The following is an 8,805-nucleotide window of genomic DNA, read 5'->3' on the forward strand; positions in this document are numbered from 1 at the left end:
CTGTTCCGTCGATTGAAGGGCTTTCGTCGCATCTTCTCGCGCTTCGACAAACTCGATCTGATGTTCATTGCCTTTATCAACTTCGCCCTGATTGTCGAAGCCCTTCGATAGTGTGAACACGCCCTAGTTCGACGGAAAAAACGCCCCGCCGCAGGGTAATGCCGTTCAGTTAAGATCAAAAAGGCTGCTCCGATTCATACTGGAGCGGCCTTTTTCCTTGGTTCTGCAAGGCTAGGCCGCTGCGAACCGCGCTTAACTGAACGGCATTACCCGCCGAAGGGCGTTTTCTCGTAAGTCGCCGCTGCGTGGCGCACCGCTGTCGCGAGCAGCCCGGCGAGCCTTGCCGTCGGCTCGCGCATCGAAACGTCGCGCGCCGCCCACGCGCCGCGCGTCAAACGAAAAACGCCCCGCTACCGGGGCGTTTTGTCATCGACGCCGCGCGCGGCGTCGCGTCACTGAGGCACCGTGTCGACGAACGGCTGGCGCTGCGACAGCTTCACGAATTGCTTGTCGAGATTCGGATGGCGCTCGCGCCAGTTGATTTCGGGCATCCGGAAATCAAGGTAGCCGAGCGTGCAGCCGAGCACGATGTCGGCAAGCGTGTAGTGATTGCCGACGCACCACGTCTTGCCGCCCAAGCCCTGCGACATCGCGACGAGGCCGTCGTCGATCTTGCGCTGCTGGCGCGCGATCCATGCGTCGCTGCGCTGCTGCGGCTCGCGCTGCGTATGCTCGATACGAATCGCGACCGACGCGTCGAGCACGCCGTCGCCGAGCGCCTCCCAGCACCGCACCTCGACGCGCTCGCGTCCGGACGGCGGGATCAGCTTGCCGACGGGCGAAAGCGTGTCGACGTATTCGCAGATCACGCGTGAATCGAACACGGCGGCGCCGTCCTCCATCACGAGGCACGGCACCTTGCCGAGCGGGTTCGACGCATGGATGTCGGTGTCCGGCGCCCAGACGTTCTCGAGCTCCAGCTTGTAGTCGATCTTCTTTTCAGCGAGCACGATTCGCGCCTTGCGGACGAACGGGCTGCTGAGCGAACCGATTAATTTCATCATCTGTCTTCTGTCGGGAATACCGCCCGAGAGTATACGTTGTCGCCGATCATAACCGGCCGTTGCGTCTCCGTTGATAATCGGCCATCCGGCCTGTGGATGGTTTGCAACAATCGCGGCCGCCGCGCGGGCCGCGCAACTGGGCAAGACGGCGGGGGTTGCGCCGTCCGGTTTCGTGTTGCAGCCGTCCGGCTTTTGTCGCGGAGCCGAGCTGCCGTTTTGCGCCGGCGCGTGCCGGCCAAGCGCGATTTCCCGCGGATCGCGCGGCTTCGCGCCGCGCGCGGTGCGGCGTCGCGTGCACCCCTTGGCGGCCGGCCCGCCGCATCGCCGCCGCACGACCGACGGCCCGCCGCCCCACCCGTCGCGCGCGACGGCGCTACAATCGCGTGATGAATCTGCCGACCGAACCCGCCATCGCCCTCGACGTCTACCGCCAGCGCCGCGACCGCGTGCTGGCATCGCTGCGCGCACAAGGCGGCGGCGTCGCCATCGTGCCCACCGCGCCGGAAGTGCTCCGCAATCGCGACAACGGCTATCCGTACCGGCACGACAGCTACTTCTGCTACCTGACGGGCTTCACCGAGCCCGACGCGCTGCTCGTCCTCGACGCGTCGGCGACGGGCGACGCGCCGCGCGCGATCCTGTTCTGCCGCGCGAAGAATCCCGAGCGCGAAATCTGGGAAGGGTTCCATTTCGGGCCCGAAGCCGCGCGCGACGCGTTCGGCTTCGACGCCGCGTTCCCATACGACGCGCTCGACGCCGAAATGCCGCGCATCGTCGCCGATGCGCACGCGCTCTTCTATCGCTTCGGCGTTTCGACCGAATTCGACGGCCGCCTGAACGGCTGGCTCGACGCGGTGCGCTCGCGCGCCCGCGCAGGTGTCGCCGCGCCCGGCGCCGCGTTCGATCTCGGGCCGCTGCTCGACGACATGCGGCTTATCAAGGACGCGCACGAGCAGGCAATCATGCGCCGCGCGGCCGGGATTTCCGCGCTCGCGCACCGCCGCGCGATGGCCGCATGCCGACCCGGCATCCGCGAATACGAACTCGAAGCCGAGTTGCTCTACACGTTTCGCCGCCACGGCGCGCAATCGCCCGCGTACGGCTCGATCGTCGCGACGGGCGCGAACGCGTGCGTGCTCCACTACCCGGCGGGCGACGCGATCGTCGAGGACGGCGACCTGATCCTAATCGACGCGGCATGCGAGCTCGACGGCTACGCATCCGACATCACGCGCACGTTCCCGGCGAACGGCCGCTTTTCGGGCCCGCAGCGCGCGCTCTACGACATCGTGCTCGCCGCGCAGGAAGCAGCGATCGCGGCGACGCGCGCGGGCGCCGCATTCGACGCGCCGCACGACGCCGCGGTGCGCGTGCTCGCACAGGGCATGCTCGACACCGGCCTCGTGCCGAAGACACACTTCGCGAGCGTCGACGACGTGATCGCCGAGCGCGCGTACACGCGCTTCTACATGCACCGCACGGGCCACTGGCTCGGGATGGACGTGCACGACTGCGGCGACTACCGCGAGCGCCGCGCGCCGCGCGACGACGACGGCGCGCTGCCGTCGCGCGTGCTGCACGCGGGGATGGCGCTCACGATCGAGCCGGGGCTGTACGTGCGTCCGGCCGACGACGTGCCGCAGGCGTTCTGGAACATCGGCATCCGGATCGAGGACGACGCGTTCGTCACGCCGACGGGATGCGAGCTGATCACGCGCGACGTGCCGGTGGCCGCCGACGAGATCGAGGCGCTGATGCGCGATGCGCAGACCCAGGCCGCCCGCCCGCAGCCGTGACCCGCACCCGCTGCTTCCCACCGAGATCCACGATTCACGAATGATGACGACCGCCGCCCCTTCGCCCGTTTTCGACTTCGATATCGCGATCGTCGGCGCCGGGCCGGTCGGGCTCGCGCTCGCCGGCTGGCTCGCGCGCCGCAGCGCGACCCGTGCGCTGTCCGTCGCGCTGAGCGACGCACGCGATCCCGACGCGAGCGCGAACGATCCGCGCGCGATTGCCGTGTCGCAGGGCAGCCGGATGCTGCTCGATACGCTCGGCTGGCCGGGCGACGCGACGCCGATCGAGCACATCCACGTGTCGCAGCGCGGCCACTTCGGCCGCACGCTGATCGATCGCGACGAGCACGACCTCGCCGCGCTCGGCTACGTCGTGCGCTACGGCTCGATCGTGCAGGCGCTCGCGCGCGCGGTGCGCGGCACGCACGCGCACTGGTTCACGTCGACGTCCGCGCATTCGCCGACGCAGGACGCCGACGGCGTGACGATCACGCTCGACACGCCGCAAGGCACGCGCGAGTTGCGCGCGCGCGTGCTCGTCAACGCGGAGGGCGGCCTCTTCGACGACCGGAAGCGCAAGCTGACCGAGAGCGCGAAGAACCGCGACTACGGGCAGACGGCGCTCGTCGGCACCGTCACGGTGTCGGCGCCGCGGCCGCGCGTTGCGTGGGAGCGCTTCACCGCCGAAGGCCCGCTCGCGCTGCTGCCGCTCGGCGGCCCGCGGCAGGCGGACTACGCGCTCGTCTGGTGCTGCGCGCCCGATGTCGCGCGGCGGCGCATCGAATTGTCCGACGACGCATTCCTGCAGGCACTCGGCACGATGTTCAGTGCGCGGATGGGACGCTTCACGCAAATCGTCGGGCGCGCGGCGTTCCCGCTCGGACTCGCCGCGGCGGAGACGCTCGTCGACGGACGAATCGCGATCGTCGGCAACGCCGCGCAGACGCTGCACCCGGTCGCGGGCCAGGGGCTCAACCTCGGGCTGCGCGATGCGCACACGCTCGCCGAGACGCTGTCCGAGCACGGCGCGACACCGCTCGCGCTCGCGACGTTCAACGCGCGCCGCGCGCTCGACAGGCGCCTCACGATCGGCGCGACCGACACGCTCGCACGCCTGTTCACCGTCGACTCGCGACCGCTCGCCGTGCTGCGCGGCGCGGCGCTCACCGCACTCGAATTCGTGCCGCCGCTCAAGACCGCGATCGCGCGGCAGATGATGTTCGGGCAGCGGCGGTGAGGCGGATGGCGTCGACCATTCGGCGTCGAGCGGCTGGCTGACGATGGGGTTGATGGCCGATTCCGTTGAAAAACGCCGTTTCCGAAGCCTCGCTTGCCGCTCGCGAAGAATCGACCCGTCAGGTCGCGCGACAAGCCGCTCGTGGGCGCCCGCCAAGGACAAGAGGGCCCTTGAGAATCTGGCTCCGCCCGTGGTCAGCGCGTTTTTCGACAGAATCGGCTGAGGGCTGAGGGCTGAGGGCTGACATCCAGATTCTCATCTCTCACCTCGCATACGCTTTCCGCCACACCGCCTATGCCGACACGCACACGGCAACATCGGCGCGAGTGCGAAGCACGCACGCGCGCACGGCATCGTCGGCGAGATCGCTCGCATGGCCGGTTCGCGCGTCCCGAAACGACCTCCCGACGCGTCGCGTCTACTCCGCTTTGCAGCCGCGCACGATGCGCCATCCCACATTCACGCAATATTCATCGACGATTTAACGATTGCCGACAGTTGCCCAATTCGGCGGCACCGGCGGTTACGGTAAAATGCGCGTTTTCCCTTTCGCCTGCCCCCTGCCCGCGCCCCGCGCGGGTGCTCCCATTGCGATGCCCGTCCTAGGCTCTCACGTCCTGCGCAACAATCTGTTCGTCGCCCCGATGGCGGGCGTCACGGATCGGCCGTTCCGCCAGCTGTGCAAGCGGCTCGGCGCAGGCTACGCCGTGTCCGAGATGGTCGCGTCGAACGCGCAGTTGTGGAAGAGCGAAAAGACGATGCGCCGCGCGAACCACGCGGGCGAAGTCGAACCGATCGCAGTGCAGATCGCGGGCGCCGATCCGGCGATGATGGCCGAGGCCGCGCGTCACAACGTCGCGAACGGCGCGCAGATCATCGACATCAACATGGGCTGTCCGGCGAAGAAGGTCTGCAACGTCGCCGCCGGCTCCGCGCTGCTGCAGAACGAGCCGCTCGTGCAGCGAATCGTCGAGGCGGTGATCGCCGCGGTCGGCACGGGGCCCGATGCGGTGCCCGTCACGCTGAAGATCCGCACCGGCTGGGACCGCGAACACAAGAACGCGATCACGGTCGCGAAACTCGCCGAGGCCGCCGGCATCTCGATGCTGACCGTGCACGGCAGAACCCGCGCCGATCTGTACCGCGGCGACGCCGAATACGACACGATCGCTGCCGTGAAGGCCGCGGTGCGCATTCCGGTCGTCGCGAACGGCGACATTACGTCGCCGCAGAAAGCGAAGGCGGTGCTCGAGGCGACGGGCGCCGACGCGCTGATGATCGGCCGCGCGGCGCAAGGAAGGCCATGGCTTTTCCGAGAGATCGGTCATTTCCTGCAAAGCGGCGAGCTCCTGCCGCCGCCGCGCATCGACGAGATCCGCCAGGTGATGAACGAGCACCTCGAGGATCACTACGCGTTCTACGGCGAATTCACGGGAGTCCGTACTGCGCGCAAGCACATCGGCTGGTACACTCGCGGCCTTTCCGGTGCCAACGGGTTCCGGCACCGGATGAACACGCTCGATTCCACGCGCGAGCAACTTGCCGCCGTCAACGCATTCTTCGACGCGCAACAGGCATTGTCCGACCGCCTCGTCTACGTGGACGAAGAAGATGGCGGCCGCGGCGAGCCGGGCGATCCTAACCAATTAGCAGCATGAGCAAGCACAACATCGAACAATGCGTCCGCGACAGCCTGGGTGGCTACTTCCGGGATCTCGACGGCTCCAATCCGCACGACGTCTATGAGATGGTGATGTCGTGCGTCGAAAAGCCTATGCTCGAAGTCGTGCTCGAACAGGCGGGCGGCAACCAGTCGCTCGCCGCGGAGTACCTCGGCATCAATCGCAACACGCTGCGCAAGAAGCTGCAGCAGCACGGCCTGCTGTAGGCGGCCGCCCCGTCCCCGTTTTCTGGCTATTGGTGGTTCCATCATGATCAAGCAAGCGCTCATTTCCGTTTCCGACAAGACCGGCATCGTCGACTTCGCAAAAGCGCTGTCCGAACTCGGCGTCAAGCTGCTGTCGACGGGCGGCACCGCGAAACTGCTCGCCGACGCGGGCCTGCCCGTCACCGAAGTGGCCGACTACACCGGCTTCCCGGAAATGCTCGATGGGCGCGTGAAGACGCTGCACCCGAAGGTGCACGGCGGCATCCTCGCTCGCCGCGACCTGCCCGAGCACATGCAGGCGCTCGAAGCGCACGGGATTCCGACGATCGATCTCCTCGTCGTGAACCTGTATCCGTTCGTCCAGACGATTGCGAAGGACGACTGCACGCTCGCCGACGCGATCGAGAACATCGACATCGGCGGCCCGACGATGCTGCGCTCGGCGGCGAAGAACCACCGCGACGTGACGGTCGTCGTCGATCCGGCCGACTACGCGGTCGTGCTCGACGAAATGAAGGCGAACGGCAACACGGTCGGCTACAAGACGAACTTCCGCCTCGCGACCAAGGTGTTCGCGCACACCGCGCAGTACGACGGTGCGATCACGAACTACCTGACGAGCCTGACGGAAGACCTGCAGCACGGCTCGCGCAACCCGTACCCGGCGACGCTGAACCTCGCGTTCGACAAGGTGCAGGACCTGCGCTACGGCGAGAACCCGCACCAGCGCGCCGCGTTCTACCGCGACATCGCGACGCCGGCCGGCGCGCTCGCGAACTACCGCCAGTTGCAGGGCAAGGAACTGTCGTACAACAACATCGCCGATTCGGACGCCGCGTGGGAATGCGTGAAGACGTTCGACGCGCCCGCATGCGTGATCATCAAGCACGCGAATCCGTGCGGCGTCGCGCTCGGCGCGGATGCGGCCGAAGCGTACGCGAAGGCGTTCCAGACCGATCCGACGTCGGCGTTCGGCGGCATCATCGCGTTCAACCGCGAAGTCGACGAAGCCGCCGCGCAGGCGGTGGCGAAGCAATTCGTCGAAGTGCTGATCGCGCCGTCGTTCTCGGATGCGGCGAAGCAGGTGTTCGCGGCGAAGCAGAACGTGCGTCTCCTCGAGATCGCGCTGGGCGACGGCCACAACGCGTTCGACCTGAAGCGCGTCGGCGGCGGCCTGCTCGTGCAGTCGCTCGATTCGAAGAACGTCCAGCCGCGCGAGTTGCACGTTGTCACGAAGCGCCACCCGACGCCGAAGGAAATGGACGACCTGCTGTTCGCATGGCGCGTCGCGAAGTACGTGAAGTCGAACGCGATCGTGTTCTGCGGCAACGGGATGACGCTCGGCGTCGGCGCGGGCCAGATGAGCCGCGTCGATTCGGCGCGCATCGCGAGCATCAAGGCGCAGAACGCGGGCCTTACGCTCGCCGGCTCGGCGGTCGCGTCGGACGCGTTCTTCCCGTTCCGCGACGGCCTCGACGTCGTCGTCACGGCGGGCGCGACCTGCGTGATCCAGCCGGGCGGCTCGGTGCGCGACGACGAAGTGATCGCCGCAGCCGACGAGCACAACATCGCGATGGTGCTGACGGGCGTGCGTCACTTCCGTCACTGATTCTCGCGACGCGTCGTTTTCAGCGAAACCCGGCGGCGTCCCACCGCCGGGTTTTTTATCGGACGTGCGATCTCGATGGGTCATGCGGTGATTTTTCGGTGCGGTGGTTTTTCGGTTCGGCGATTCCGCCCCGCCTTCGCCGGGATCCCGCGTCATTCGTGTAGTATCGGTCGCAGACAGCTTTTCCGTTTTTCCATGCGAATCATCGGCATCGACCCCGGCTTGCGCGTCACGGGCTTCGGCGTGATCGACGTCAGCGGCCATCAGCTCGCGTACGTCGCAAGCGGCGTGATCAAGACGCCCACGGCCGACCTGCCCACGCGGCTCGGCACGATCTACGACGGCATCTCGACGTTGATCCGCGAGCACACCCCCGATCAGGCGGCGATCGAAAAAGTGTTCGTCAACGTCAATCCGCAATCGACGCTGCTTCTCGGCCAGGCGCGCGGCGCGGCGATCTGCGGGCTCGTGTCGGGCGGCCTGCCCGTCGCCGAATACACGGCGCTGCAGCTCAAGCAGGCGGTGGTCGGCTACGGACGCGCGACGAAAGAGCAGATGCAGGAAATGGTCGCACGCCTGCTGAGTCTGTCCGGACGGCCCGGCACCGACGCGGCCGACGCGCTCGGGATGGCGATCTGCCACGCCCACAGCGGCGACACGCTCAACACGCTCGGCGGCATCGCGCCCGCGCTCGCGAAGAAAGGGCTGCGCGTTCGGCGCGGACGGCTCGTCGGGTAACGCGGATGTCCGGCGACGCAAAGCGGACGCCGGCAGCGCCGCCGCTCGGATCAATCGCCGTCGATCGCCCCCCATCCATTGCCTCAAACGCGCCGGACGCGCCGGCAATTCCAACAATCCCGGCAACGCCAACCGCGCCTGCCGCTCGAGCCGCCCCTCGCAGCCCGGATGCCCCGAACGCGCCCGGCGCACCGTCCCGTCGGCCGCGCTCGCCGCACGCAACCCGCGGCCCGCCGGCGATCTCCCGGCCGCCCCCGTTACTATCTTCACACCCCGATAATTGGGGTTTTGGCCAGCCAGGCCCGGCATGATTCCCGCCCCCAGTCGCAGTCATGATCCGGGGGGTGTTGTCACCGGGCCTGGTGGGTGGCTGGTGATCGCTGATAGGGGTTTGGCCGGGATATCCCGACGCCGTCCGTAACGTGGATGCCGAGACTTGCCACCGTTGTTGCAAACCAACCCGTTCACTCTGC

At 67.6% G+C, this 8,805-nt stretch carries 7 protein-coding genes and 1 pseudogene; 7 read left to right on the forward strand and 1 reads right to left on the reverse strand.

All coding sequences use genetic code 11. The features are described from left to right. A pseudogene (locus WS62_RS01815) lies at positions 1–111 on the forward strand (IS5-like element ISCARN85 family transposase); the annotation flags it as partial. A gap of 341 nt (positions 112–452) precedes the next feature. On the opposite strand, the gene WS62_RS01820 reads toward WS62_RS01815, so the two are convergent. Continuing rightward, entirely contained in the window at positions 453–1,064 is a 612-nt protein-coding gene (locus tag WS62_RS01820) for a glutathione S-transferase family protein (protein WP_066566997.1), read from the reverse strand. 386 nt (positions 1,065–1,450) lie between these two features. Between WS62_RS01820 and WS62_RS01825 the strand changes: the two genes are divergently transcribed. From WS62_RS01825 to ruvC, 6 genes are all read left to right on the forward strand, one after another. After that, entirely contained in the window at positions 1,451–2,860 is a 1,410-nt protein-coding gene (locus WS62_RS01825) for an aminopeptidase P N-terminal domain-containing protein (RefSeq protein WP_066566999.1), read from the forward strand. Between the two features lie 43 nt (positions 2,861–2,903). After that, on the forward strand, positions 2,904–4,097 hold the full coding sequence (locus WS62_RS01830; protein ID WP_066567006.1) for a UbiH/UbiF/VisC/COQ6 family ubiquinone biosynthesis hydroxylase: 1,194 nt from the start codon (positions 2,904–2,906) through the stop codon (positions 4,095–4,097). A gap of 593 nt (positions 4,098–4,690) precedes the next feature. Continuing rightward, positions 4,691–5,755: a tRNA dihydrouridine synthase DusB gene (gene dusB / locus WS62_RS01835; RefSeq protein ID WP_066567001.1), complete on the forward strand. Its 1,065-nt coding sequence runs from the start codon at positions 4,691–4,693 to the stop codon at positions 5,753–5,755. Continuing rightward, positions 5,752–5,985 carry a Fis family transcriptional regulator gene (locus WS62_RS01840; RefSeq protein WP_059470781.1) on the forward strand — a complete coding sequence of 78 codons (234 nt, stop codon included), beginning with the start codon at positions 5,752–5,754 and terminating at the stop codon, positions 5,983–5,985. The genes dusB and WS62_RS01840 overlap by 4 nt, the downstream gene beginning before the upstream one ends. A gap of 43 nt (positions 5,986–6,028) precedes the next feature. Then, positions 6,029–7,594: a bifunctional phosphoribosylaminoimidazolecarboxamide formyltransferase/IMP cyclohydrolase gene (purH, locus tag WS62_RS01845; RefSeq protein ID WP_066567003.1), complete on the forward strand. Its 1,566-nt coding sequence runs from the start codon at positions 6,029–6,031 to the stop codon at positions 7,592–7,594. Between the two features lie 195 nt (positions 7,595–7,789). Continuing rightward, positions 7,790–8,332 carry a crossover junction endodeoxyribonuclease RuvC gene (ruvC, locus tag WS62_RS01850; protein WP_066487439.1) on the forward strand — a complete coding sequence of 181 codons (543 nt, stop codon included), beginning with the start codon at positions 7,790–7,792 and terminating at the stop codon, positions 8,330–8,332. Positions 8,333–8,805: the final 473 nt, after the last annotated feature.

The organism is Burkholderia sp. ABCPW 14 (assembly GCF_001523835.1).
Taxonomy (GTDB): domain Bacteria; phylum Pseudomonadota; class Gammaproteobacteria; order Burkholderiales; family Burkholderiaceae; genus Burkholderia; species Burkholderia mayonis.

Coding starts and splice junctions, on each gene's coding strand:
- WS62_RS01820 (WP_066566997.1), bottom strand. CDS start 1,064: ATGATGAAATTAATCGGTTCGCTCAGCAGCCCGTTCGTCCGCAAGGCG.
- WS62_RS01825 (WP_066566999.1), top strand. CDS start 1,451: ATGAATCTGCCGACCGAACCCGCCATCGCCCTCGACGTCTACCGCCAG.
- WS62_RS01830 (WP_066567006.1), top strand. CDS start 2,904: ATGACGACCGCCGCCCCTTCGCCCGTTTTCGACTTCGATATCGCGATC.
- dusB (WP_066567001.1), top strand. CDS start 4,691: ATGCCCGTCCTAGGCTCTCACGTCCTGCGCAACAATCTGTTCGTCGCC.
- WS62_RS01840 (WP_059470781.1), top strand. CDS start 5,752: ATGAGCAAGCACAACATCGAACAATGCGTCCGCGACAGCCTGGGTGGC.
- purH (WP_066567003.1), top strand. CDS start 6,029: ATGATCAAGCAAGCGCTCATTTCCGTTTCCGACAAGACCGGCATCGTC.
- ruvC (WP_066487439.1), top strand. CDS start 7,790: ATGCGAATCATCGGCATCGACCCCGGCTTGCGCGTCACGGGCTTCGGC.